Origin of the sequence: Streptomyces sp. NBC_01537 (assembly GCF_045040445.1) — a bacterium.
In the GTDB taxonomy this organism is placed as follows: domain Bacteria; phylum Actinomycetota; class Actinomycetes; order Streptomycetales; family Streptomycetaceae; genus Actinacidiphila.
Map to the genome: position 1 here is coordinate 14,308 of NZ_CP109392.1, position 23,814 is coordinate 38,121.

The following is a 23,814-nucleotide window of genomic DNA, read 5'->3' on the forward strand; positions in this document are numbered from 1 at the left end:
GCCGTGCGGGCCGGCATCGCCACCGCCCATAGGGAACGCGGCGGCGCACCGCAGTGGGCACCCCCGACGCATCGAAGATGTCGTGAGGAAGACGTCGAAGAAGGTCGAAGACGAAAGACGAAAGGGGAGGGTTCTCATGTGCAAGCCTGAATGGCGGCGTGCACGTATCCAGGCGCAGCGTCTGGATGATCTCGCGCGGCTGCGCCGCGTCCGCGACCGGATCGACAGGGAATACGCGCGGCCACTGGACGTGGAGGCGCTCGCCCGTGATGTGAACGTGTCCGCGGGGCACCTGAGTCGGCAGTTCCGGGCCGCCTATGGTGAGTCGCCGTACGCGTACCTGATGACGCGTCGTATCGAGCGGGCGTCGGCGCTGCTGCGGCGGGGTGACCTGAGCGTGCTCGAGGTCTGCTTCGCGGTGGGCTGCGCGTCGCTGGGGACGTTCACCACCCGCTTCACCGAGCTGGTCGGTATGCCGCCCGGGGCCTTCCGGCGCCAGGCGGCCGATGCGGCGGCCGGCCATGCCGGTGCTGCGGGTGCGGCCCGTGATGCCGGGCCGGCGATCAGGGTGGAGGGGATGCCGGCGTGCGTGGCGAAGCAGGTCTCGAGACCGGTCAGGAATCGAGAAGCCGCGGCCGCCGCACAGCCCCTAGCGTGATGGTCATGGCAACCTCCACTTCCACCACTGCTACCACGTCCATCGCGTCCGTCACCCTTGAGGTGGCCGACATCGAGGCCGCCCGGCGCTTCTACAGCGCCTTCGGCGTGGACACGTACCTGCGCCTGCGGGCGTCCGAGGCGCACTCCACCGGATTCCGCGGCTTCACCCTGGCGCTCACGGTGTCCGGGCCGGCCACCGTCGACGGCTTCTTCGGCGCCGCCGTGGACGCCGGCGCCACGGTCCTGAAGCCCGCCGCGAAGTCGCTGTGGGGCTACAGCGGTGTCGTCCAGGCCCCGGACGGGACGATCTGGAAGATCGCGACCCCGGCGAAGAAGGACACCGGCCCCGACACCCGCGACATCGACGAGGTCGTCCTGTTGATCGGCGTCGAGGCCGTGAAGGCCACCAAGCAGTTCTACACCGACCGGGGCATGACCGTGACCAAGAGCTTCGGCAGCAAGTACGTCGAGTTCGCCCCCGGTCAGTCCCACCCCGTCAAAATGGCGCTGTACAAGCGCCGCGCCCTGGCCAAGGAGGTCGGCGTCCCCGCCGACGGCACCGGCTCGCACCGCATCGTCCTCGGCAGCACCGCCGACGCCTTCACCGACCCGGACGGGTTCGCCTGGGAAGCTGCCGCCCCCACGCCGTCCTGACCTCCGTCCCTGTGACAGCCGGGCCCCGGCCCGGATGTCCGACACGTATACCTCTGCTGCAGCTCAAGGAGTACGACTTGACTTCCTCCCCTGCCTAAAGGCGGGGGATTCCAGCGGTCGCCCGCTGGGTTTCCTGCTTCACCGACGACTGCCCCGTCCGGGAGGACTCCCGTTGAGGTCTTACACCGTCTCCACAGGCTGTCACGGCCAGCCCGGCCGCGAGAATGTTGCGTGCCGCGTTCACGTCACGGTCATGCACGGTGCCGCAGTCGCACGTCCACTCACGGACGTTCAACGGCAGCTTCGCCCGGATCGTGCCGCAGGCCCCGCACAGCTTGGAGCTGGGGAACCAGCGGTCGACCACGACGAGTTCGCGCCCGTACCAGGCGCACTTGTACTCCAGCATCGTCCGCAGGTCGCGCCAGGCCGCGTCCGAGATGGCTCGGGCGAGCTTGCCGTTCTTGACCATGTTGCGGACGGTCAGGTCCTCGATCACGACCGTTTGGTTCTCACGGACGAGACGAGTGGTCAGCTTGTGCAGGTGGTCGCGGCGCCGGTCGGTGATCCGGGCGTGGACCTTGGCGACCTTCAGCCGGGCCTTGTCCCGGTTGGCGGAGCCCTTCTCCTTGCGGGACAGCTGCCGTTGCGCCTTCGCCAGGCGGGCCCGGTCGCGGCGCTCGTGCCGGGGGTTGGTGACCTTCTCCCCGGTGGACAGGGTCACCAGACAGGTGATCCCGGCGTCGATCCCGACGGCGGCCGTGGTGGCCGGGGCGGGGGTGATCGCATCGTCGCACAGCAGGGACACGAACCAGCGCCCCGCCGCGTCCTGCGACACCGTCACCGTCGAGGGCTGCGCGCCTTCGGGGAGCGGCCGGGACCACACGATGTTCAGGGGCTCGCGCATCTTGGCGAGCGTCAGGGCACCGTCGCGGTAGCGGAACGCCGAGCTGGTGTACTCGGCACTCTTGCGGGACTTCTTCCGCGACTTGAAGCGCGGGTACTTCGCCCGTCCCTCGAAGAAGCTGGTGAACGCGCCTTGCAGGTGCCTCAGGCACTGCTGCAACGGCACCGAGGACACCTCGGACAAGAAAGCCAGTTCCTCGGTCTTCTTCCACGCCGTGAGCATCGCCGACGTCGCGTTGTAGTTGACCCGCTCCTGCCGCTGGTACCACGCGACGGTACGGGCCTGGAGAGCCAGGTTGTAGACCTTCCGCACGCATCCGAACGTGCGCGACAGCTCCGCCGCCTGCGCATCGTCCGGGTAGAAGCGGTACTTAAACGCCCGCTTCACGTGAGTAGCCATATCTCACAAACTACCACGCCAGCTTGTGACCGAATCCCGGTATCGCGTGGTGGACGCCGGTCCGCCCTGACGGCGAACCGGCTTTCCCTGCCCCGCTCCGCGGGTGCTTCGTTTCCTCCCCCGCCTGAAGGCGGGGGTTTCCACAAAGGAGAGCCCCGATGAAGGCACACGTCAGCTCGATCCTTCTCGGCGTCCGGGACATGGACCGGGCCAAGCAGTTCTACACCGAGGGGCTCGGCTGGAAGGTCCAGAGTGACTACGGCATCTCGGTGTTCTTCGAATCGGACGGCGCCTCGCCCGTCGGCTTCTACAGCCGCGAAGGACTGGCCGACCAGGTGGGCACGGACCATGAGGGCAGCGGCTTCAGCGGACTGGTCCTGACCTACGTCGTCCGCAGCGAGGCGCGGGTCGACGAGATCATGGCGGAGGCCGCGAAGGCCGGCGCCACGGTCCTCAAGCCCGCCGGCGCTCTGCCGTGGGGCGGGTACGGCGGCACCTTCGCCGACCCGGACGGCTACGTCTGGAGTCTCGGCTTCAGCACCCAGGGAACCGACCAGCCCTACGCCGAGTAGCCGCGGTTCCCTGCCTCACAGCCGTCCCGGACGGCGATGGGCCCGTGCGGGAAGCGGGAGCGGCCACCGGAGCCGGGCGGGCCGGATCCGCGGCGGGCCGGCAGAACAACAGGAGGTAGATCATGAAGTTTCTGTCCCACGTCGAGCCGCCCGAGCCCATGCGGGGCCTGCTGGTTCCACCCGAGGTGGTGGAAGCTCTCGGCGAGGGCTCGCGGCCACCGGTGACGATCACGCTCAACGGGCATTCCTGGAGGAGCCGGGTCGCCTTCCTGCGCGGCCGCCACCTGATCGGCCTCAGCCACGCCAACCGGCAGGCCGCGGGTGTCGAGATCGGCGAGGAGGTCGAGGTCGAGTTGGAGCTCGACACCGAGCCGCGCGTCGTCGTCGAGCCGGAGGATTTCGCCCGAGCCCTGGACGACGACCCGGTCGCCCGCGCCGCGTACGACCACCTCACGTACAGCCGCAAGCGCGAGCACGTGCGTGCCGTCGAGAGCGCGAAGATGCCCGAGACGCGCCGGCGGCGCATCGAGAAGGCCATCGCCACCCTGCGGGGCTGACCCCCCGGGGGGGCAGGCCTCCGACGCCATACGCACCAGCCGTTCCTCAGCGCTTCGTTGGTCGACACCTCGAAGCGTGAAGAACGGCTGTTTGCGTTCTCCCGGGAAGAACCGCAGGTCACCTACTGGGCGCCGCCGGGGGCAGCAGGCGGTGCAAGCGGGCCGCTATCGGTTCTCGACCGGTGATGCACCGGCGCACTCGAAGCTGCAGACACAGGGCGAGGTGAGAGCACCTCCGGTCGGCATGAGGAGTGCGTATGCGCAAGGTCGTTTCCCGGGACGGCACGACGATCGCCTACGACAAGTCGGGCGAGGGCCCCCCACTCGTGCTGCTCAACGGTGCATTCCGCGATCACACGATCTTCGACGAGCTCGTTCCCGAGCTGGCGCAGCACTGCACCGTGTATGCCTACGACCGCCGCGGGCGCGGCCAGAGCGGTGACGCTCCCGAGTACGCCGTCGAGCGGGAGATCGAGGATCTCCAGGCCGTGATCGAGGAGGCGGGCGGCTCAGCGGCCGTGTTCGCCGGGTCCACGGGCGCGAACATGGCGCTCCAGGCGGCGCTCGCGGGCACGCCGATCGCCAAGCTGGCGCTCCACGAGCCGTTCTTCCGGGTCGACGGGTTCCCCAAGCCCCCGTCGAACTCCGCGGAGACGCTCCGGGTCATCCTGGAGGAAGGCGACCGGCGCGACGAGGCGGCCGAGTACTTCCTCGGCCCCGTCCTGGGCCTGACCCCCGACGCGGTCGCGGAGTGGCGCAGGAGCCCGATCTGGGCGATGAACGAGGCGAACGCGCACACGCTGCTGTACGACGTCAGGATCTGCGGCGACTTCACCGTCCCGGCCGGCCGTCTCGCCGGATTCCGGACGGAGACGCTGGTCCTCAACAGCGACAGCACCAGCGCCTGGCTGCGTGCGGCGGCGCAGGCGACCGCGGCGGCCCTGCCCAACGGCCGGGGCCTCGAGCTGCCCGGATCCTGGCACCGGATCGACATGGATGTGCTCGGCCGGACGCTGGTCGAGTTCGCCACCGCCTGAAAGGTCCCGCCACCCCTGCCCGCGCCGACGCCCTGCAGCGCGGCGGACGTGCTCGACCCATCCCTGAAAGTACGCCAACTACCTCCCGGGAGAACACCACCGTGACCACGGCTCACACCCTGGCCGCCGGGGACACCGCAGAGGCGGCCCCGGCCGCTGCGCGCGGCGCCACCGTGTGGCTGACCGGGCTGCCCAGCGCCGGCAAGTCCACTCTCGCCCGCACCCTCGCCGAGCGCCTGCGCGCCGAGGGACACGAGGTCGAGGTGCTCGACGGCGACGAGATCCGCAGGTTCCTCTCCGCGGGCCTGGGCTTCACCCGCGAGGACCGGCACACCAACGTGCAGCGGATCGGCCTCGTGGCCGGGCTGCTGGCCTCCCACGGCGTCAAGACGCTGGTTCCGGTCATCGCCCCGTACGCCGACTCCCGAGCCGCCGTCCGTGCCCGGCACGCCGCCTGCGGCACACCGTTCCTGGAGATCCACGTGGCCACCCCGGTCACGCTCTGTTCCCAGCGCGACGTGAAGGGCCTGTACGCCAAGCAGGCGGCCGGTGAGGTCTCCGGTCTCACGGGCGTCGACGACCCGTACGAGGTACCTGAGAGCCCGGAGCTGCGCATCCAGACGCAGAGCCGCTCGGTGGCCGATTCCGCAGCCGAGCTACACACCTTCCTGACCGAGAGGGGCCTGGCATGACGACCGTGACCCATCGCCTGATCGAGGCGTCGGGGAACCCCTTCGCGCTGACGCACCTGGACTCGCTGGAGTCCGAGGCGGTCCACATCTTCCGCGAGGTGGCGGGCGAGTTCGAGAAGCCGGTGATCCTCTTCTCCGGCGGCAAGGACTCGATCGTCATGCTGCACCTGGCGCTCAAGGCGTTCGCGCCGGCACCGGTGCCGTTCGTGCTGCTGCACGTCGACACCGGTCACAACTTCCGCGAGGCCATCGACTACCGGGACCGCACGGTGGCGCAGCACAACCTGCGCCTGCACGTGGCCTCGGTCCAGGACTACATCGACGCCGGCAAGCTCAAGGAGCGCCCCGACGGCACCCGCAACCCGCTGCAGACCGTCCCGCTGACCGAGGCGATCCAGCAGCACAGGTTCGACGCCGTCTTCGGCGGCGGCCGCCGCGACGAGGAGAAGGCCCGCGCCAAGGAGCGCGTCTTCTCCCTGCGCAACGAGTTCTCCCAGTGGGACCCGCGCCGCCAGCGCCCCGAGCTGTGGCAGCTCTACAACGGCCGCCACGCGCCGGGCGAGCACGTGCGCGTCTTCCCGCTCTCCAACTGGACCGAGCTGGACGTGTGGCAGTACATCGCCCGCGAGAAGATCGAACTGCCGGAGATCTACTTCGCCCACGAACGGGACGTCTTCCTGCGGGGCGGCATGTGGCTGACCGCTGGCGAGTGGGGCGGCCCGAAGGACGGCGAGAGGGTCGAGAAGCGGCTCGTCCGCTACCGCACCGTGGGCGACATGTCCTGCACCGGCGCCGTCGACTCCGACGCCGCCACGCTCGACGCGGTGATCGCCGAGATCGCTGTCTCCCGCCTCACCGAGCGGGGCGCGACCCGGGCCGACGACAAGCTGTCCGAGGCCGCGATGGAAGACCGCAAGCGCGAAGGGTACTTCTAGCGATGACCACCACCACCGAGCAGCTCAGCGCCACCACGCTGCTGCGCTTCGCCACCGCGGGTTCCGTCGACGACGGCAAGTCCACCCTGGTCGGCCGCCTGCTGCACGACTCCAAGTCGGTCCTCACCGACCAGTTGGAGGCCGTCGCACGGGTCTCGGCCGGCCGCGGACAGGACACCCCCGACCTGGCCCTGCTGACCGACGGCCTGCGGGCCGAGCGGGAGCAGGGCATCACCATCGACGTCGCCTACCGCTACTTCGCCACCGCGCGCCGCCGGTTCATCCTCGCCGACACCCCCGGGCACGTGCAGTACACCCGCAACATGGTCACCGGCGCCTCCACCGCCGACCTCGCGGTCGTACTCGTCGACGCCCGCAACGGCATGGTCGAGCAGACCCGCCGGCACACCGCGGTCGCCGCCCTGCTGCGGGTGCCCCACTTGGTCCTGGCCGTCAACAAGATGGACCTCGTCGGCTACGAGGAGTGCGTCTTCGCGAAGATCGCCGAGGAGTTCGCCTCGTACGCCGCCACGCTCGGGGTCAAGAACGTCGTGGCGATCCCGCTCTCCGCGCTGGCCGGCGACAACGTCGTCGAGCACTCCGCCACCATGGACTGGTACGGCGGCCGGACCCTGCTGGAGCACCTGGAGACCGTCCCGGTCGGCAGCGACCCGAGGGAGGAGCCCGCCCGCTTCCCGGTCCAGTACGTGATCCGCCCGCAGACCGCCGAGCACCCCGACTACCGGGGCTACGCCGGCCAGATCGCCTCCGGCGTGCTGCGGGTCGGGGACGCCGTCACCGTCCTGCCCTCCGGCCGCACCACTGCCGTCGCGGCCATCGACACGCTCGGCAGGCAGACGGACGTCGCCTGGGCGCCCCAGTCCGTCACCGTCCGGCTCACCGACGATGTCGACGTCTCGCGCGGCGACCTGATCGCGGCCGGGGGCACGGCCGGGGCGCCCACCAAGGACATCGGGGCCAGTGTCTGCCACCTCAACGAGCGCCCCCTGCACGTCGGCGCCAAGGTCCTGCTCAAGCACACCACCCGCACCGTGCGCGCCGTGGTCGAGGACATCTCGTACCGGATCGACATCAGCACGCTCGAACGGCGCCCCGGCGCGGCGGGTCTGCAGGTCAACGACATCGGCCACGTCGTGCTGCGCACGGCCGAGCCGCTCGCGCTCGACCCCTACGCCGACAACCGCCGGACGGGCTCGTTCCTGCTGATCGACCCGGCCGACGGCGCCACCCTCGCGGCCGGCATGGCGGGTGGGCCCTTCGGGACCGTACGGCGCACAGCCGAGGCAACCAACGAGGAGGACTGGGTCTGATGCACCACCAGACGATCGGGCGCGTGGCCATGGCGGCCGTAGCGGTGACCGCGGCTACCGGGCTGCTGTCGGGCTGCGGCTACGGAGCCAGTGTCGAGGCAGCCCCGGCGAAGCAGACCTACGGCGCCCCGGGCGCGAAGCTCTCCGCCGGCACCGTGAGGATCGGCTACTTCCCGAACCTCACGCACGGGACCGCCCTGGTGGGCCTGCAGGACGGCCTGTTCCAGAAGGAGCTGGGGTCGACCCGGATCAAGTCCCAGTCCTTCAACGCCGGTCCGGCCGAAATCGAGGCGCTCAACGCCGGTTCGGTCGACATCGGCTGGATCGGCCCGAACTCGGCGATCAACGGCTACGCCAAGTCGCACGGCACGTCCCTGCGGATCATCGGCGGCGCGGCATCCGGCGGTGTGAAGCTGGTGGTCAACCCGGCGAGGATCAGCTCGCTGGACGACCTCCGGGGCAAGAAGCTCGCCACCCCGCAACTGGGCGGTACCCAGGACGTCGCCCTGCTCAACTATCTGGCGGGCAAGGGCTACAAGGTGGACCCGGCCTCCGGCGCGGGCGACGTCAGTGTTCTCCGTACGGAGAACAAGGTGGTGCCGGAGGCGTACAAGTCCGGCTCCATCGACGGCGCCTGGGTGCCCGAGCCGACCGCCTCCAAGCTGGTCACGCTCGGCGCGAAGGTCCTGCTGGACGAGAAGTCGCTGTGGCCGGACGGCAAGTTCGTGACCGCCAGCATCATCGTCTCGCAGAAGTTCCTGACCGCGCACCCCGACGTGGTCGAGGCCGTGCTGCGCGGCTCGCTGGCGGCCAACGCCTTCATCAAGGCCGACCCGGAGAAGGCGAAGGCCGACGCCAACCTGCGGATCAAGGCCGACACGGGCAAAGCGCTGCCGCCCGCCGTCCTCGACCCCGCGTGGGCAGGCATCGACTTCATCGACGACCCGCTGGCCGCCACCCTGCGGACCGTGGCCGACCACGCGGTCGCCGCGGGCCTGCTCGACAAGCCCGAACTCTCCGGGATCGTCGACCTGACCCTGCTCAACAAGGTACTCACGGCGGCGGGCCGGCCCGCCGTGGCGGACGCCGGGCTCGGCGTCAAGTGACGACCCGCACCCCGTAGCTCCGCGCAGCGCCCCGTCCACTCCCGCAGGAGGTTTCCGCCATGACCACGGCACTGACCATCCCGAAGTGCGCCCCCGTCGTCGAGACCACGGACGACTACCCGGCGGTCCGGCTCTCGCACGTCTCCAAGGCCTTCGGCCGTCCCGGTGCGGGCTCCGTCGTGCTCGACAACATCAACCTGGACGTGGCCCCGGGCGAGTTCGTCACCCTGCTCGGCGCTTCCGGCTGCGGCAAATCCACCCTGTTGAACCTGGTGGCGGGGCTCGACGAACCCAGCGCCGGAACCATCGAGGTACCCGGCACCCGGCCGTCGCTGATGTTCCAGGACCACGCGCTGTTCCCGTGGCTGAGCGCGGGCCGGAACATCGAGCTGGCGCTGCGCCTGGCGGGCGTACCGCGCGAGAACCGCAGGCCCGAGGCCGAGCGACTGCTGGAGCTGGTCCGCCTCGGCGGTGCGTACCGCAAGCGGGTGCACGAGCTCTCCGGCGGCATGCGCCAGCGCGTGGCCGTGGCGCGCGCGCTCGCCCAGGGCAGCACCGTACTGCTGATGGACGAGCCGTTCGCCGCACTCGACGCCATCACCCGGGACGTCCTGCACGAGGAGATCACCCGGATCTGGAACGAGCGCAAGCTCACCGTCCTGTTCGTCACCCACAACGTCAGAGAGGCCGTGCGCCTCGCCCAGCGCGTCGTCCTGCTGTCGTCCCGGCCCGGCCGGATCGCCCGGGAGTGGCGCGTCGACCTGCCGCATTCGCTGCGGAGCGAGCCCGCCGAGGTCGCGGCGCTGTCCATCGAAATCACCGAGCACCTGCGTGGGGAGATACGCCGCCATGTCCAGCACTGACGCCCGGCCCGCGGCGAGCGGCCGCGCCGCCCGCCGCGACGACGTGGGGGCCGGCCTCGACACACTGGGGGCCGGCCTGGACGCACTGGAGGCCGGCCACGCGCAGCGCGCCTCGTTCGGCCAGGTACTGAGGGCGAAAGTGCTGCCGCCGATCCTGGGCTTCGTGCTGGTCGTCGGTCTCTGGCAGCTCGCCTACAGCCTGCACCTGGCCAGCCCCGAGAAGCTGTCGAGTCCGGCCGAGGTGTGGCACGCGCTCACGCTCCTGTGGGGCGACGGCACCCTGTTCTCCGTCATCTGGACCAGCCTCTGGCGCGGCGTCACGGGCTTCGTGGCGGCCGTCGCGATCGGTACGCCGATCGGCCTGCTCGTCGCCCAGGTCAAGCCGATACGGGCCGCCATCGGGCCGGTGCTGACGGGCCTGCAGTCGCTGCCTTCGGTCGCCTGGGTGCCGGCCGCCGTCATCTGGCTCGGCATCAACAACTCGGCCATGTACGCCGTGATCCTGCTGGGTGCGGCGCCCTCGATCGCCAACGGCCTGATCGCCGGGGTCGACCAGGTGCCGCCGCTGTTCCTGCGGGCCGGTCGTACGCTCGGTGCGAACGGTCTGCGCGGCGCCCGGCACGTGCTGCTGCCCGCCGCCCTGCCCGGGTACCTGGCCGGTCTGAAGCAGGGCTGGGCGTTCTCCTGGCGGTCGCTGATGGCCGCTGAACTCATCGCCTCCTCCCCCGATCTGGGGACCGGCCTCGGCCGCTACCTGGAGAACCAGCGGGAGTTCTCCGACATGCCGGGTGTGCTGCTCGGCATCATCCTGATCTTCGTCGTCGGCGTCGCCATCGACCTGCTGTTCTTCAGCCCGCTGGAGCGCCGGGTGCTGCGCAGCCGCGGGCTGCTGGCCGCGCGGTGAGGCGCCCGTCCGCCGGCGGAACCCGGCACGGTCCCGATGTCGGGTTGAGCACCGTTGCACGAGATGCCCTTGGGCGGTTCCCCTACGAATGGAGATCGACATGGGCGAGAGGCCCAGGTCCGCTATGCGATCCCTGTGGAAGACATTGGCCGAAGGCCTGATGTGGACGGGGCTTGCGTGGAACGGCATGTGTCCCCCCTACGTATGGAAGGAATCCGCCGCCCTGCCTGCCGACCAGCCGTGCCTGCCACCGCTGTCGGAAGCGGAGCTCGCCCAGTGGACGGCACTGGTCAGGCAGTTGCAATAGGCACGACCTGGATCTGGTGACCACGCCGCGGCACATGCCTGTGTCCACGGCTCTCGTTCCGGCGCGGGGCTCCGGCGGCTTCAACTCCGCGGTCGTCCTGCGTTCCGTCGACCGGAACCGACCAACAAGAGAAGGAGGCCAGGGTGAGCAGCGCCGGATCGGGCACCACGCGTCCCCGGGCACTGATGAAAGACGGCCAGTTGCGACGCATCCTCGGGCTGTTCCGCCCGTACCGGAGGCAGCTGCTGTCCGTCGTGTTGCTGGTCGCGGGCTCCTCCCTGGTCGCCCTCGTCAACCCGTTCCTGATCCGCGAGATCATGGACACGGCGCTGCCGCAGGACAGGCTGGGGCTGCTGTCCCTGCTCTCCCTCGGAATGATCATGGTGTCGGTCACCACCAGCTCGTTCAACGTCTGGCAGACGCACGTGTCGGCCACGGTGGGCCAGCTCGTCATGCACGACCTGCGCACGGCGGTGTACTCCCACCTCCAGCGGATGTCGCTGGCCTTCTTCGCCCGCACCCGTACCGGCGAGGTGCAGTCGCGCATCTCCAACGACATCGGCGGGATGCAGGTCACCATTACGACCACCGCCACGGCGCTGCTGTCCGACATGACGGTCGTCATCGCCGCGACCACCGCCATGTTCCTGCTCGACTGGCGGCTGACGCTCGCGTCCATGCTCATGCTTCCGGCGTTCGCCCTGGTGAGCCGTCGCGTCGGGAACGAGCGGCGGAACATCACCCGTGACCGGCAGCGGCAGCTCGCCGAGCTGTCCTCGACCATGCAGGAGTCGCTGTCGATCAGCGGGATCCTGCTCAGCCACACCATGGGCCGTTCGCGCTCCCTGACCGACAACTTCGCGCGGCAGTCGCGCAGGCTCACCGACGTCGAGGTGCGCGTCACCACCGCGGGCCTGTGGTACCAGTCCACGATCTGGATCGTCATAGCCTCCATGCCGGCGATGATCTACTGGGTCTCGGGGCTGACCTCGAACAACGGCCACATGGCCATCTCCATCGGCTCCCTGGTCGCGTTCACGTCCCTCCAGCAGAGCCTGTTCCGCCCGGCGCAGCGGCTGCTGACCGTCGGGATCGAGATCCAGGGCTCTCTCGAGCTGTTCGGCCGCATCTTCGAGTACCTCGACCTGCCCGTCGACATCGCCGAGCCCGAGCGGCCGGTCGAGCCGGCCGCCTTGCGGGGGCGGGTGCGCATGCGGGGGGTCGGCTTCTCCTATGCGGGAACGGAGCAGCCGACGCTGGCCGACGTCGACGTGACCGTCCCCGCGGGCCGCAGCCTCGCGATCGTCGGAGAGACCGGCTCGGGCAAGACCACGCTCAGCTACCTCATCCCGCGGCTGTACGACGTCACGTCCGGTTCCGTCACGATCGACGGGGTCGATGTACGCGACCTGTCCTTCGACACGCTCAGGGCCGCGGTCGGCGTCGTCTCCCAGGAGACGTACCTGTTCCACGCCACGGTCGCGGACAACCTGCGGTTCGCCAAGCCCGACGCGACCGACGGGGAGCTGTTCGCGGCGGCGCGGATCGCCCACATCCACGACTATCTGATGTTGCTGCCCGACGGCTACGACACGGTGGTCGGCGAGCGCGGGTACCGGTTCTCCGGCGGCGAGAAGCAGCGGCTGGCGATTGCCCGCACCATCCTGCGCGACCCGCCGATCCTGGTGCTCGACGAGGCCACCAGCGCCTTGGACGCCCATACCGAGCAGGCCGTGCAGAAGGCCATCGACGCGGCCAGCGTGGGCCGTACCACCATCACGGTCGCCCACCGGCTGTCGACCGTCCGCAACGCCGACGAGATCATCGTGCTGGACCGGGGCCGGGTCTCCGAGCGCGGCACCCACGACGAGCTGCTCCTGCGCGGCGGCCACTACGCGACGCTCATCAACCGGGACAGCGAGCCCATAGCGGTCTGAAATCCGCCTCCCCGACGGCCCTGCCGAAGTGGCGGGGCCGGCGCCGGCTGCGGATCGTCCGGGAGAACCGGCCGACGGGCGACATCCCCGTCAAGGCCGTCGACTTCGGCCCGGCCACGGGCCGCTCACCCGGGCGACGTGCAGTTCTCGGTCTGTCCGGACAACCACGCACGCACAACGCCGTGGGCCCGCGCCGGTGATCGGCGCGGGCCCACGGGGCGCGCTCAGAACCCGGGAACGGCAGCCGGCGTCCTCGGACGCCGGCTGCCGTTCCCGTCGTGATGCCGGGACTCGCCGGCTCAACCGGCAGGGACCGGGCCGGCGCCGGCTGCCTGGGCTATCCGCTGACGCATCTCCTCGGAGCTGTTGGCGCGCGGGAACTCCTCGTCGGGAACCTCGACCCCGAGGAACGCGCACAGCGGCTCCCACCCCTGCTTCACGTCGTACACGAGGACGTTGTCCGCGCCGAGGGCGCGTACGACGTCCTCGGTGTGCCGGTGGTAGACCTCGATGGCGTGGTCCTTGTCCGCGAACCGGCCGTCGAAGAGGCCCTCCCAGACCAGGGCGTTGACGACGCGGAACAGCCGGGCCTGCCGGGAGCCCGGCTCGGGCGGGTGCTCCATGGTCCGCAGCGCGAACTGGTACAGCGTGTCGTGGGTGCTCTTGTACCAGCCCTCGGCGTCGCGCACGGTGAGGACCACCCTGGTCCCGGGGAGCGCCTCGCTGATCTGCCGGTAGTAGACGGTGGAGGGGCCGTCCACCGCGCAGGTGTAGCCGTCGTAGAGCGCGGCCCAGTCGGGGCGCTCGCCGTCGCAGATGATCCGCTCCCACTGGGCGAGGCGCTGTTCGTCGTCGACGATCTCGAACATGTGGAAGCAGGGCCCGAGGCCGAGCCGCTCCAGGGCCACCTGCAGTGATGTCGTGCCGGTCCGGCCCAGGCCGGCGTTGATGAGCTTCAACACGGTGATGTTTCCTCTTCCTCAGCGCCAGACCGCGTCGTCCTGGTGGGTGGCGACGTTCACCCTGTTCCAGAAGTTGACCAGACTGATGTGCATGACCAGGGCTCCGAGCTGCACGTCGGTGTAGTGCTTGGAGGAGTCCGCCCAGACCTCGTCCGACGGCGCGCTCCGGGCGTCGGTCTGCAGGGTGACGGCCTCGGCCAGCTCCAGGGCGGCGCGCTCGGCGTCGGTGAAGGAGGGCTCGGTCCGCCACGTGTCCACCAGGGACAGGCGCTTGTCCGCGGGCTCGGCCGGGAAGGTGTAGACCCGGCCGTTGAGCGCGGCGACGCGCAGCCGGATGAAGTCGAGGGTCGACTGCGGCACGCCGACCTTGCCGATGACCTCGGACAGGTCGAGCAGGGGCTGCAGGGCGCCGGGAACGACCAGGGAGGGGTTGCCCATCCGTTGAGCCATCGGGAGTTCTCCTGTGTGATAGCGGTGCGCTGGAAGGTGAGAGGACGTCGGACAGGGCCGTCAGACCGGGATCGCCTCGATGATCGAGATCGGTGACGCGGTGGGGATCACCCTGGCGATCTTGAAGCCCGCCCTGCCGAACAGCTCGGTGTACTGCGCGAGGGTGCGGTCCTGGGAACCGATCATCAGCATCAGCCAGAGGTCGATGGTGTGGCCGATGTGGCGCTCGTTGTTCTCGGGGAGCAGGTACTCGATGCAGAGCAGCTTGCCGTCGGGGCCGATCGCCTCGCGTGCGTTGCGCAGGGCGGTCAGGGCGTCCTCCTCGGAGAAGTTGTGGATGATGCGCTTGAACAGGTACGCATCACCGCCCTTCGGCAGCTTGCCGAGGTAGCCGCCGTGCTCGACGGTGCAGCGGTCCGCGACGCCGGCCTCCTCGAAGAGCGAGGCCGAGTCCACGGTCGCGATCTCGAAGTCGTACAGCACGCCCCTGGCGTTCGGCGCCTGCTGGAGGACCCCCGCCAGGAGGTAGCCGCGGCCGCCGATGACGTCCACGACGGTGCGGAACCGGGAGAAGTCGTAGGCGGCCAGGACCGGGTCGGTCTCCGACTCCGAGACCTTGCCGAACGCCTGGAAGAACGCGGCGGCGTAGGCGTGGTTCGCGTGGAAGAAGTCCAGCGTGCTCATGCCGCGCAGCTTGGGCAGGTTGGCCTCGCCGGTCTGCACGGTGGTGAGCAGGTGACCCCACTCCTCGTGCAGCAGGGGGTGGCTCATCAGCTGGGCGAACTTCCGCATCGAGTCCTGGGCGTCCTCGCGGAGCTTGCCGGACAGCGCCGTGTTCTCGTACCGCCCGTCCGGACGGACCGCGAAGACTCCGTGGCCGGACAGCGCGCGCAGGATCCGGTGGGTCGCCCGCGGGTCGGCTTCGACCCGCAGTGCGATGTCCTCGGCGGACAGCGGCGCGTCGGCGAGCACGTCGGCGATGCCGAGCCGGGCTGCGACGGAGATCGCCTGGGTGATGACGGCACCCTGAATCAATTCGAGCAGCGCGTAAGAATCCGACTGGTCGCGGACCTCGGCCGAAGCGGACATCGCTTTCCCCTCAGAGTGTCTTTTCTCGGATTCCGGACGATAATTCGACGCTTCTCTCCGCCGCAACCGACCAAGTTTCTCACACTATTGACAAGCATGTTCAACCGGGGAATTCTCGCGTTTGAACGGAGCCCACCTCCACTAACACTCGACCGGGAATCCGACCCCGCTTGTCAGGCTGTGCCGACCGCGAACTCGCAATCGCCTTGAGGAGGCCGACGTTGGCCCACGACACCCCGACCCCGGTGGATTTCTGGTTCGACCCGACCTGCCCCTGGGCGTGGATGACATCCCGGTGGGTCCTTGAGGTCGCGGAGCGACGGCCCCTGGAGATCCGCTGGCACATCATGAGCCTGACGCTGCTCAACGAGGGGCGCGCGGACCTGGACGAGCGCTGGCACCGTGACCTGGCCCTGCGAATGGAGCCGGTACGGGTCTGCGCCGCCGCCGAGCACACGTACGGACCCGGGGCGCTGCGCCGGCTCTACACCGAACTCGGCACCCGGTTCCACCTCGGGAAGGCGCCCAGGGAGCGGGCCACTTACGAGGCGGCCCTGGCCGCATCGGGCCTCGATCCCGCGCTGGCCGACGCGGCCGGGTCCGACGCGTTCGACAGCGCGGTGTGTGCTTCGCACCACGACGGCATCGCCCGCGTCGGCACCGATGTGGGCACCCCCGTCGTCGCCGTGGGGGACGTGGCCTTCTTCGGACCCGTGGTGACGCCCACACCGCGGGGGGAGGCCGCGGTGAAGCTCTGGGACGGCGTGCTCGCGGTGGCCGGGACCGACGGGTTCTTCGAGCTCAAGCGCACCCGGACCCGGAACCCGATCTTCGTCTGAGCCCCGGCGTCCACCACGGCCGGCCCGGGCGTCAGCCGCGGGCCGCGACCGCCGGGGCGGTCCAGTTGTCCTTCAGCCACGCCTCCACGGAGACCAGGTTCGGCCTGTTCTTGCGCAGTTCGGTCAGGTCGGCCTGGAAACCGTCACGCTCGAACCAGTCGAACATGTTGGCCAGGTCCGGGCGACCCGCGCGCAGCGGCTCGATGGGCAGCTGCTGGAAGCGGGTCGGGATGCCGGAGACGGCCTCGAACGCCGCGGCCATCTGCGGCCCGGTCAGCTCGTCGCTGGCGATGTCGACCGTCCGGCCGATCCATTCCTGCGGGTTCTCGAAGGCGTCCGCGGCGAAGGCGCCGATGTCGCTCGTCGCCATGACCTGCACCGAGGTCCCGGGGTCGAGCCACATGGCCAGGACGAGCTCGCCCTGCCTCGCGCGCGGGGCGATGTCGAGGAGGATGTCGTGGAACATCGACGGCCGCAGCACCGTGGCCGGCAGGTCGAGCGTCGCCAGGTACTGCTCGCCCACCAGCTTGCTCTCGAAGTGCGGGACGCGGGTGTCCCGGTCCGCACCGCCGACCGAGCTGTAGACGAAGTGCTTCACCCCGGCCCGCACCGCGGCGTCGGCCACCGCCTTGCCCTGGCGGATCTCGGCCTCGACGCCGCCGGGGCCGCGGAAGGTCTGCACGCTGAAGACCCCGTACACACCCTCCGTCGCCGCCGCCAGCGACGCCTCGTCGTCCATGTCACCGCGGACGAGGACCGCGCCCGCCTCCTCCAGCGCCCGCGCCTGCGCCTTCTGCGGGTCGCGGACCAGGGCGCGCACGGAGAAACCGCGCCGCAGCAGGTCGCGGGCGACCGCCCCGCCCTGCCGGCCGGTGCCGCCCGTCACCAGGATCGTCTCTGCAACCGCCACTGTCTGCCTCCATGTCGTGTGCCCGTCAGGCCTCGTCCGGCCCGGCTGTCAGGTGTGATGGCCGCGAACGGCCGAGGTCCTTCGCGGGATGGTGACGTTGCGCGCTACCACGGAACGGGGCCGTCGTCGGACAGGCACTGGCCCGACGGGCCGGCCTCGTCCAGCGTGGCGAGCCGGACGGCGATCTCCGCGCCCTCGGCGGGGGACCGGAACCCGCGGTTGTGGTTGATGTCGGTCGCCACCACTCCGGGGAGCGCCGCGTTGACCTTGATCGGGGTCTCCCGCAGCTCCTTCGCGTACGCGAGCGTCACCGCGTTCAGGGCGGTCTTCGAGGACTGGTAGGCGATCATGCTGAGGCCCGCCAGAGGACCGCTCGGAGCCGAGGCCAGGGTCAGCGAGCCCACGTGACTGGACAGGTTGACGATGCGGCCGGCAGGGGAACGGCGCAGCAGCGGCAGCATCGTGTGGGTCACGGTGACCACCCCGAACACATTGGTCTCGAAGACCTCCCGCAGGTCGACGGCGGTCGCCTCACTGGGCGTCCCGGTGAAGCCGCCCGCGATGCCGGCGTTGTTCACCAGGATGTCCAGGCGCCCGAACCGCCGCTCGATCTCGCGGGCCGCCTCCCCCACGGAGGCCGGGTCCGTCACGTCGAGCCGGAGCGGCACGGCCGTGACGCCTTCGTCTGCCAGCGCGTCGGCGGCCTGCTTGCCGAGCACCTCGTCCCGGGCGCCGATGAGAACGGTGATCCGCTGCTCGCCGAGTTGCCGCGCAATGGCGAATCCGATGCCCTTGTTGGCGCCCGTGATGAGCGCGACCTTCTCGAACGGCACGTTTTTCCCTTTCGTGAGGGGTCCAGGTTCCACTGCCTCCGGAACGCCACTTCGCCGGATACGCGGAGGCGGCGAGCGGAACATCGTGCGCCCGGTTTTTAAGCAATGAATTAATACGTTCACGGTACGAAACGCAAATGCCCGGGCACCTCCGATGTTGCCGTCGAACGACCCTGTTCAAACGCCGAAAGCCCGCGGTCGAACAGCCGACCGGCGAGCAATCGCGAAAGACCGGCCCGCCTTCAAGGCGCCCTCCACCCGGGGTCCGGGGCGCTCGGCCAGACTGCCCACGGCCTGTCTCGGCGCCGACCGTACGGGCCTTACGACACCGTAACCATGAAGGAGCTGGTGGAATGACTGGGAGCGAACAGGCTCGGGCGAGCGGCAAGCCCCACGTGGTCATCGTCGGTGGCGGGATCTCGGGACTGGCGGCGGCGTTCCACCTGCGGAACGAGCCGGTGCGCGTGACGCTCCTCGAGGCCTCGACCCGGCTGGGCGGAAAGCTGCTGGTCTCCGACGTGGCAGGAGTCGCGGTCGACGAGGGCGCCGAGTCGCTGTACGCCAACCGCAGGAAGACCACCGGCCTGATCAAGGAGGCGGGACTCGGCGAGCAGATTATGTCGGCGGGCCCCGTCACCGCGTCGGCGATCTGGACCGGGGGCACGATCAGGCACCAGCCCGACCGTCAGTTCATGGGTGTGCCCTGTGACATCGACGGCCTCGCCCGGTCCGGGGTGCTGTCCGCCGAGGGCCTGGAGCGGGCGCAGCAGGACCTCGTGCTGCCCTCGTTCGACCTGAATGGCGACATCTCGGTCGCGTCCTTCGTCGGCGGGCGGTTCGGCCAGGAGGTCGTGGACCGCCTCGTCGAGCCGTTCCTCGCCGGTGTGTTCGCCGGGCGTGCCTCGGACCTCTCGTTCGAAGCCACCCTGACCCCGCTGGCGAGGGCGTCCCGCGATCACATCTCGCTCGCGGACGCGGCCGGCTCGCTGGTGCCGCCCCTGCAGGAGGGCGAGAAGCCCCCGCCGGTGAGCGTCGCCACCCTCGAGGGCGGCTTCGGCACGCTGCCCGCGGCGATCGTCCAGCAGGTGCTGGACGCCGCGCCGGACACGGCCCTGCGCACCGGGACCCCCGTCCGGGACCTGACGCGCAAGGGTGACCGCTGGCAGGTGACCGTGGGGTCGGCCACCGGCTCGGAGGTCATCGACGCCGACGCGGTCATCATCGCCACCCCGGCCGGCCCGACGGGCAGCCTGCTCGCCGGGGTCCCGGGTACGTCCTCCGCTGTCTCGGCGCTCTCCGAGGTGCCGTACTCCAGCGTGGCCATGGTGACGCTCGCCTACCCGCGCACGGCGTTCCCCAATGGGCTCTCGGGCCGCGGCTACGCCGGCTACCGGGTGCCGGCGGAGGAGGGGAAGGCCGTCAAGGAGGTCACGTTCACCACGGTGAAGTGGCCGCACCTGGCGGGCGAGGTGGAGATCGTGCGCTGCTCGCTCGGACGGTTCGGCGAGGATCGCCTGCTCCAGTTCGACGACGCCGACCTGGTCGCGCTGGCGACGGCCGAGCTCGCCGAGGCCACCGGCGTGACCGGTGTCCCGGTGGCGTCCCGCGTGAGCCGCTGGGAGAGCGCCCTGCCGCAGTACACCGTCGGCCACGTGGACCGGGTGCGGCGGATCCGAGAGACCGTGGCGACCCAGCCCGGACTCGCGGTGTGCGGTGCGGTGTACGACGGCGTGGGCGTCGGTGTCTGCATGATGACCTCGCGCAGGGCCGTCGACCAGATCCTCCCCGTCGTGAAGAAGGCGGCGGCCGCCGCCCCGGTCGCAGCCGGAGTGTGAGCCCGATTCCACTGGAGTGACCCCGAAGTGGTCACTCCGGTGGAATCGGCATGAGTGCGCCGGCTTACGGGCGCACGGAAGGGGCCGTGCCCGGGCACGGCCCCTTCTCGTCCCGCCCGTTCCGCGTCGCGGAACGGGCGGTCTTCGTCGCGGAACCCAGAAGATCCGGTCAGGGATCGGATCTCCGATCGGATCCCTGACCGCATCAGCGGTCCAGGATCGTGGCGAAGACCTCCGTCAGCGCCTGCTCCGCGTCCTCGCCGGCGCCGGTGCTGCGCCAGGCCACGTGCTGGTCGGGACGGATCAGGAGCGCGCCGCCACCGGTGATCTGCCGGACGGCCTCCCAACCGCCGTCCACGTCGGCGTACTCGGCGCCGTCGCCGATGCGAACCGCGTTGATCCGGACGGAGAACTTCGCCGCCACGCGCGCGGCCGCCTCGCTCCACGCCGTCCCCTCCGGGCCGGTGATCAGCGTGAAGCCGGTCCTGCCCGTCAGGTCGAGGGTGGACAGGCGCTCGCCGTCCCGGGTGATCCAGGCGTGCGGCAGCCGGTGGCCGGGGCGCGACGTCGGCGTGTGCTCGTCGCGCATGGGGACGCGGGCCGGGCGCTCGGTGCCGTCGGGGATGACCGCGCCCTCCTCGTAGGCGAAGCCGATCTCCATCTCGAACGACTGGCAGCCGCCGCGGTGGGTGTCGAATATCTCCAGGGCCCGCGCCCGCACGGTGTCGCCGAGCGGGGACGGGTCGAAGTACGCCGCCAGACGCTGCCCGCGGCGCCCCGCCGGGATGTTGTGGCCGCCGCCGATGGCGTCGATGACCACCTGGTGGTGCTGAGCGGCGGAGACCGCCCAGTCGACGTTCTCGCGGCCTACGGGCCGGCGCTCGGACTCGTAGGTGTCGATCAGGCTCTCGGGCGCGCTGCCGGTCAGTACCGCGGCCAGCTTCCAGGCGATGTTGTGCGCGTCCTGGATGCCGGTGTTGAGGCCGAGGCCCACGGCGGGCGGCTGCTTGTGCGCGGCGTCGCCCGCGATCAGCACCCGGCCGACCCGGTACTTGTCGGCGAGGATCGCGTTCACGATCCAGTCCGTGATCTTGTGCACGGTCACTTCCAGATCCGGCACCTTCAGCACTTCACGGATGCGGTCGACGACCGTCTCGTTGTCCCAGCGGCCGGCCGGGCCGGGGGCCATGTGCAGGCCCCACTGCTCGCAGGCCTTGCCCCAGCTCGGACCCATCTCGATGAGGTTGACGGAGAGGTCGGGGTCCTCCGGGCTGAGGTAGTGCGTGATGAGCGTGCCCTCCTCCCACCACTGCGACAGGTCCGCGGAGAAGTACACGGTCGTCGTGTTGACGTTGCCGGGCGGGCCTTGCATCTCGATGCCGACCTTGGAGCCGACGAAGCGGCCGCCATCGGCGCCGAGGAGGTACTGCGCCTTGACCGTGATGACCTCGCCGGTCTCGACGTTGCGCACCTCGGCGACGACGTGGTCGCCCTCGTCGGAGAAGTCGATCACCTCGTGGCCGAAGAGGATCCGCCCCGGACTGCGCTGCTCCGCGTGACGACGCAGGATCGGCTCCAGCCACATCTGCGGCAGCTTCGAGGGCAGTTCCGGCCCGGCCGCCCCGTAGCGCTCCGTCAGTTCGCCACCGCCGAAGGCGTCCATCTCATGGATCTGGCGAGCGTCCAGCGGCCCGTCACCAGCGAACGTGGTCGCCCAGCGCACCTTGCCGAACTTGTCCAGCGGCGCCGCCTCCGCGAGGACGTCATCGCGGATCCCGTGCTGGCGGAAGATCTCCATCGTGCGCTGATTGAGGTAGTGCGCCTTCGGCACCCTCGACGTGTCCGCGTGCCGCTCCACCAGCAGATGATCGACGCCCTGGTCGGACAGGAAAACAGAGGCGGACAGACCACATCCGCCGCCACCCACGATCAGGACCGGAACTTCGATTGCTTCCATGTTCGCCCTTCCAGAAACGACGGATGCCTCGCTCAGGCAGCCTGGCAAGTCCCCCTTCAGCTCCGGTCAAGCACGGGTGGAATCCGCGATGTCGCCGACGGCGACATCGCAGCGGACGCTGACTCAGCGAGCACCGGAAACACGCCGGGTCACCCCGAGCGCCGACGCAACCGGTCACGCCACGGCCGCCGACGGCCGACGTCCGCAGCCTGTGCGGAACGATCGCTGTACGCCCAGCCGAGCCAGTCCTTGACGTCAACCGCCAGCACCGGTCCGCCGTCCTTGAGGTACCGGGGACCATCGAACTGCCCGTACTTGCGATCCAGCAGGCCGAGCGCATGCGTGCGCTCAGGGCTCTCGCCGACCACCCGGCCGGTGCCGCGCAGCCGTACCCACCATGCCTTGAGCCAGTCCTCGTCGTAGCAGTCGGCCAGGATCGTGACCCGCTGATCGTGGTCCAGGTTGCGCAGCCGCTTGGGCCGGGGATTTCGGCCTTTCGGCTTGTCGGTCGGTGAGTAGAAGACGTCACCGTCAACCACGAAAATGACCGGCACCACATGGGCACATCCGCGCTCGTCGAGCGTGGCCACCCGGACGGCCCGCGCCCGCTCGAACCGGCTTCGCATCTCGTCATGCCCGAGTTTCATCACAGGTCCTTGTCTCCGGCGCCGAGAATGACGATGCCGAGGTCACGGCGCCGTGCGCTGACCTCGCAACCTGATATGGGTTTGTCGTGCTCCCGACTCAAGGGCGGGTGAACCGTGCGAGGTCGCTCACCGTGGTACGCAGGCACACCAACGGCCGCTCAGGCCTGATCGACGTGCCGTCGGTCGGACACCTGGGGTTCCTGGGGTTCCTCCGGCGCCCCGCGGTGTCGGTGCGGCGGTACCAGCAGGATCAAGATCACGCCCAGGACAGCGAGGCCGACGGTGGCCAGGCCGGAAATGCGAATCGTGCCCGCTGCCCCGAACGCGCCGACCAGGAGCCCGCCGAGCACCGCGCCCAGCGGAGTCGCGATCACCAGGATCGCGCTGCGGAAGGCACTGAGGCTCACCAGCTCCTCGACGGGCGCCTTCCGCTGCAACAAAGTGATCGTCACCGGCCCGTACGGCGCGTAGATCAGCCCGCCGAGGCCGAAGCCCGCGATTCCCGCGGCGAGCGTGCCGAACTGTGCGAAGGGGAGGATCGCCAGCCCCCAACCAGCCACGATGGCCAGCACGGTCGGCCACAGCGGTAGCCGCCGCAGCGATCCAGCAAGCAGCGCCCCGATCACTGCGCCGATACCGAACGCACCCCAGATCCACCCCAGCACGGTGGGATCTGCGCCCATCCGCTCCACCACGAAAATCGGGACCGCCACCTCGATCGGCCCGTACAGCAGGTAGAACACGAACGTGAGCGCGAGCAGGCCCATCAAGTCCCGGTGGCGGGCGAGGGTCCTGCCGCTGCGCCGCAACGGGATCGCGGGACGGCTGCCGACCGTGCTGTCGCCGCGCACCCGGGCCGTCACGCGGGCAAGGTACAGATAGCTGACCGCGTCACCGGCCAGCACCGCGGCCGGCCCGAAGGCTGCCGACACCAGACCGGCCAGCGGTGGTCCAGCGATGTACGACAACTGCTCCTGGCTGCCCACCAGCGAGTGACCGGCCAGGCGGTCCTGTGCCGGCAGGGTCTCGGCGACGAACGTCTGCCGACCGGCGGTCCCCCAGACATGCAGGACCGAGGAGAACGCGAGCAGGACGATGTAGGTCGGGGCGTCCAGCAGCCCCATCCAGTACAGCGCCGGGATCAGTGCGAACACGGCCCCGCGCAGGAGCGAGTTCGCCAGGATCAGGCTCCTGGCGTTGCGTCCGCTCAGCCAGCGTCCCAGCGTGAGCGAGCCGATCACGGCAGGGAGGCTGTATGCAGCGACGGCCAGCGCTACCACCATGGACCGGTCGGCCGGGGCGGCAAGTTCGATGGCCAGCCACGTCACACCGACGAAGCTCATGCCGTCGCCGAGGAAGGAGACCAAGAAGCCGGGCTGCAGCCGACGGAAGTCCGGGTTGGCGAGACAGCGGGTGTAGCTCTTGGGCAGCATC

23 protein-coding genes are annotated in these 23,814 nt (G+C 70.2%); 14 read left to right on the forward strand and 9 right to left on the reverse strand.

Annotated elements, in window-relative coordinates; all coding sequences use genetic code 11:
• The first annotated feature begins 136 nt into the window (after positions 1–136).
• Positions 137–658, forward strand: a complete 522-nt coding sequence (locus OG607_RS00055; RefSeq protein ID WP_405717068.1) for a helix-turn-helix domain-containing protein — start codon at positions 137–139, stop codon at positions 656–658.
• Entirely contained in the window at positions 658–1,314 is a 657-nt protein-coding gene (locus OG607_RS00060; RefSeq protein WP_405717070.1) for a glyoxalase, read from the forward strand. Before OG607_RS00055 ends, OG607_RS00060 begins: the two co-directional genes overlap by 1 nt.
• A 94-nt stretch (positions 1,315–1,408) precedes the next feature.
• Here OG607_RS00060 and OG607_RS00065 read toward each other — a convergent pair whose 3' ends face one another.
• Positions 1,409–2,617 carry an RNA-guided endonuclease InsQ/TnpB family protein gene (locus OG607_RS00065; protein ID WP_405717073.1) on the reverse strand — a complete coding sequence of 403 codons (1,209 nt, stop codon included), beginning with the start codon at positions 2,615–2,617 and terminating at the stop codon, positions 1,409–1,411.
• Positions 2,618–2,775: 158 nt separating this feature from the next.
• Between OG607_RS00065 and OG607_RS00070 the strand changes: the two genes are divergently transcribed.
• The 10 genes from OG607_RS00070 (at position 2,776) to OG607_RS00115 (ending at position 12,858) form a co-directional block, all read left to right on the forward strand.
• A complete protein-coding gene (locus tag OG607_RS00070; protein ID WP_326782980.1) occupies positions 2,776–3,189 on the forward strand; it encodes a VOC family protein in 414 nt (137 codons plus the stop codon).
• 122 nt (positions 3,190–3,311) lie between these two features.
• The gene (locus tag OG607_RS00075) at positions 3,312–3,746 is read left to right on the forward strand and encodes a YdeI/OmpD-associated family protein (protein WP_405717075.1); all 435 of its coding nucleotides are present in this window, start codon (positions 3,312–3,314) and stop codon (positions 3,744–3,746) included.
• 257 nt (positions 3,747–4,003) lie between these two features.
• Positions 4,004–4,783 carry an alpha/beta fold hydrolase gene (locus tag OG607_RS00080; protein ID WP_405717078.1) on the forward strand — a complete coding sequence of 260 codons (780 nt, stop codon included), beginning with the start codon at positions 4,004–4,006 and terminating at the stop codon, positions 4,781–4,783.
• A gap of 101 nt (positions 4,784–4,884) precedes the next feature.
• Positions 4,885–5,475: an adenylyl-sulfate kinase gene (cysC, locus tag OG607_RS00085; RefSeq protein WP_405717080.1), complete on the forward strand. Its 591-nt coding sequence runs from the start codon at positions 4,885–4,887 to the stop codon at positions 5,473–5,475.
• Positions 5,472–6,410, forward strand: a complete 939-nt coding sequence (gene cysD, locus OG607_RS00090) for a sulfate adenylyltransferase subunit CysD (RefSeq protein WP_405717083.1) — start codon at positions 5,472–5,474, stop codon at positions 6,408–6,410. Before cysC ends, cysD begins: the two co-directional genes overlap by 4 nt.
• A gap of 2 nt (positions 6,411–6,412) precedes the next feature.
• Positions 6,413–7,741 carry a sulfate adenylyltransferase subunit 1 gene (locus tag OG607_RS00095; protein WP_405717086.1) on the forward strand — a complete coding sequence of 443 codons (1,329 nt, stop codon included), beginning with the start codon at positions 6,413–6,415 and terminating at the stop codon, positions 7,739–7,741.
• Positions 7,741–8,847 (forward strand): aliphatic sulfonate ABC transporter substrate-binding protein, encoded by a 1,107-nt coding sequence (locus OG607_RS00100; RefSeq protein ID WP_405717088.1) that lies wholly within the window; start codon positions 7,741–7,743, stop codon positions 8,845–8,847. Before OG607_RS00095 ends, OG607_RS00100 begins: the two co-directional genes overlap by 1 nt.
• 59 nt (positions 8,848–8,906) lie before the next feature.
• A complete protein-coding gene (locus OG607_RS00105) occupies positions 8,907–9,710 on the forward strand; it encodes an ABC transporter ATP-binding protein (RefSeq protein ID WP_405717090.1) in 804 nt (267 codons plus the stop codon).
• Complete coding sequence (locus OG607_RS00110; RefSeq protein WP_405717092.1) at positions 9,697–10,614, forward strand: ABC transporter permease; 918 nt, start codon at positions 9,697–9,699, stop codon at positions 10,612–10,614. Before OG607_RS00105 ends, OG607_RS00110 begins: the two co-directional genes overlap by 14 nt.
• Before the next feature lie 492 nt (positions 10,615–11,106).
• A complete protein-coding gene (locus OG607_RS00115; RefSeq protein WP_405736444.1) occupies positions 11,107–12,858 on the forward strand; it encodes an ABC transporter ATP-binding protein in 1,752 nt (583 codons plus the stop codon).
• Between the two features lie 299 nt (positions 12,859–13,157).
• On the opposite strand, the gene OG607_RS00120 is transcribed toward OG607_RS00115, so the two are convergent.
• From OG607_RS00120 to OG607_RS00130, 3 genes are read right to left on the reverse strand one after another with little or no spacing between them, the layout of a single operon-like run.
• Entirely contained in the window at positions 13,158–13,820 is a 663-nt protein-coding gene (locus OG607_RS00120) for a sulfotransferase family protein (protein WP_405717094.1), read from the reverse strand.
• 18 nt (positions 13,821–13,838) lie between these two features.
• Entirely contained in the window at positions 13,839–14,270 is a 432-nt protein-coding gene (locus OG607_RS00125) for a carboxymuconolactone decarboxylase family protein (RefSeq protein WP_405717096.1), read from the reverse strand.
• 60 nt (positions 14,271–14,330) lie between these two features.
• Positions 14,331–15,359, reverse strand: coding sequence for a methyltransferase (locus tag OG607_RS00130; protein WP_405717098.1), 1,029 nt, complete (start codon positions 15,357–15,359; stop codon positions 14,331–14,333).
• A 221-nt stretch (positions 15,360–15,580) separates the two neighbouring features.
• Between OG607_RS00130 and OG607_RS00135 the strand changes: the two genes are divergently transcribed.
• The gene (locus OG607_RS00135) at positions 15,581–16,198 is read left to right on the forward strand and encodes a DsbA family protein (RefSeq protein WP_405717101.1); all 618 of its coding nucleotides are present in this window, start codon (positions 15,581–15,583) and stop codon (positions 16,196–16,198) included.
• A gap of 31 nt (positions 16,199–16,229) precedes the next feature.
• On the opposite strand, the gene OG607_RS00140 is transcribed toward OG607_RS00135, so the two are convergent.
• Together OG607_RS00140 and OG607_RS00145 are read right to left on the reverse strand one after the other, a co-directional pair.
• Positions 16,230–17,108, reverse strand: a complete 879-nt coding sequence (locus tag OG607_RS00140) for an NmrA/HSCARG family protein (protein ID WP_405717104.1) — start codon at positions 17,106–17,108, stop codon at positions 16,230–16,232.
• A gap of 104 nt (positions 17,109–17,212) precedes the next feature.
• Positions 17,213–17,941: an SDR family oxidoreductase gene (locus OG607_RS00145; protein ID WP_405717106.1), complete on the reverse strand. Its 729-nt coding sequence runs from the start codon at positions 17,939–17,941 to the stop codon at positions 17,213–17,215.
• Between the two features lie 353 nt (positions 17,942–18,294).
• On the opposite strand from OG607_RS00145, the gene hemG reads away from it, so the two are divergent.
• Positions 18,295–19,776, forward strand: coding sequence for a protoporphyrinogen oxidase (hemG, locus tag OG607_RS00150; protein ID WP_405717108.1), 1,482 nt, complete (start codon positions 18,295–18,297; stop codon positions 19,774–19,776).
• Positions 19,777–19,981: 205 nt separating this feature from the next.
• Here the strand turns inward: hemG and OG607_RS00155 are convergent, their stop codons facing one another.
• The 3 genes from OG607_RS00155 to OG607_RS00165 all read right to left on the reverse strand — a co-directional run bounded on the left by OG607_RS00155 (position 19,982) and on the right by OG607_RS00165 (position 23,813).
• Positions 19,982–21,733, reverse strand: a complete 1,752-nt coding sequence (locus tag OG607_RS00155; protein ID WP_405717111.1) for an FAD-dependent monooxygenase — start codon at positions 21,731–21,733, stop codon at positions 19,982–19,984.
• Positions 21,734–21,882: 149 nt separating this feature from the next.
• Positions 21,883–22,380: a pyridoxamine 5'-phosphate oxidase family protein gene (locus OG607_RS00160; protein ID WP_405717114.1), complete on the reverse strand. Its 498-nt coding sequence runs from the start codon at positions 22,378–22,380 to the stop codon at positions 21,883–21,885.
• A 158-nt stretch (positions 22,381–22,538) separates the two neighbouring features.
• Positions 22,539–23,813, reverse strand: a complete 1,275-nt coding sequence (locus OG607_RS00165; protein ID WP_405717117.1) for an MFS transporter — start codon at positions 23,811–23,813, stop codon at positions 22,539–22,541.
• Position 23,814: the final 1 nt, after the last annotated feature.

What these genes read in the sequence shown, in the direction of transcription:
- OG607_RS00055 (WP_405717068.1), top strand. Translation starts at nt 137, where the DNA reads ATGTGCAAGCCTGAATGGCGGCGTGCACGTATCCAGGCGCAGCGTCTG.
- OG607_RS00060 (WP_405717070.1), top strand. Translation starts at nt 658, where the DNA reads ATGGTCATGGCAACCTCCACTTCCACCACTGCTACCACGTCCATCGCG.
- OG607_RS00065 (WP_405717073.1), bottom strand. Translation starts at nt 2,617, where the DNA reads ATGGCTACTCACGTGAAGCGGGCGTTTAAGTACCGCTTCTACCCGGAC.
- OG607_RS00070 (WP_326782980.1), top strand. Translation starts at nt 2,776, where the DNA reads ATGAAGGCACACGTCAGCTCGATCCTTCTCGGCGTCCGGGACATGGAC.
- OG607_RS00075 (WP_405717075.1), top strand. Translation starts at nt 3,312, where the DNA reads ATGAAGTTTCTGTCCCACGTCGAGCCGCCCGAGCCCATGCGGGGCCTG.
- OG607_RS00080 (WP_405717078.1), top strand. Translation starts at nt 4,004, where the DNA reads ATGCGCAAGGTCGTTTCCCGGGACGGCACGACGATCGCCTACGACAAG.
- cysD (WP_405717083.1), top strand. Translation starts at nt 5,472, where the DNA reads ATGACGACCGTGACCCATCGCCTGATCGAGGCGTCGGGGAACCCCTTC.
- OG607_RS00095 (WP_405717086.1), top strand. Translation starts at nt 6,413, where the DNA reads ATGACCACCACCACCGAGCAGCTCAGCGCCACCACGCTGCTGCGCTTC.
- OG607_RS00100 (WP_405717088.1), top strand. Translation starts at nt 7,741, where the DNA reads ATGCACCACCAGACGATCGGGCGCGTGGCCATGGCGGCCGTAGCGGTG.
- OG607_RS00105 (WP_405717090.1), top strand. Translation starts at nt 8,907, where the DNA reads ATGACCACGGCACTGACCATCCCGAAGTGCGCCCCCGTCGTCGAGACC.
- OG607_RS00110 (WP_405717092.1), top strand. Translation starts at nt 9,697, where the DNA reads ATGTCCAGCACTGACGCCCGGCCCGCGGCGAGCGGCCGCGCCGCCCGC.
- OG607_RS00115 (WP_405736444.1), top strand. Translation starts at nt 11,107, where the DNA reads ATGAAAGACGGCCAGTTGCGACGCATCCTCGGGCTGTTCCGCCCGTAC.
- OG607_RS00125 (WP_405717096.1), bottom strand. Translation starts at nt 14,270, where the DNA reads ATGGCTCAACGGATGGGCAACCCCTCCCTGGTCGTTCCCGGCGCCCTG.
- OG607_RS00130 (WP_405717098.1), bottom strand. Translation starts at nt 15,359, where the DNA reads ATGTCCGCTTCGGCCGAGGTCCGCGACCAGTCGGATTCTTACGCGCTG.
- hemG (WP_405717108.1), top strand. Translation starts at nt 18,295, where the DNA reads ATGACTGGGAGCGAACAGGCTCGGGCGAGCGGCAAGCCCCACGTGGTC.
- OG607_RS00155 (WP_405717111.1), bottom strand. Translation starts at nt 21,733, where the DNA reads ATGGAAGCAATCGAAGTTCCGGTCCTGATCGTGGGTGGCGGCGGATGT.
- OG607_RS00160 (WP_405717114.1), bottom strand. Translation starts at nt 22,380, where the DNA reads ATGAAACTCGGGCATGACGAGATGCGAAGCCGGTTCGAGCGGGCGCGG.
- OG607_RS00165 (WP_405717117.1), bottom strand. Translation starts at nt 23,813, where the DNA reads ATGCTGCCCAAGAGCTACACCCGCTGTCTCGCCAACCCGGACTTCCGT.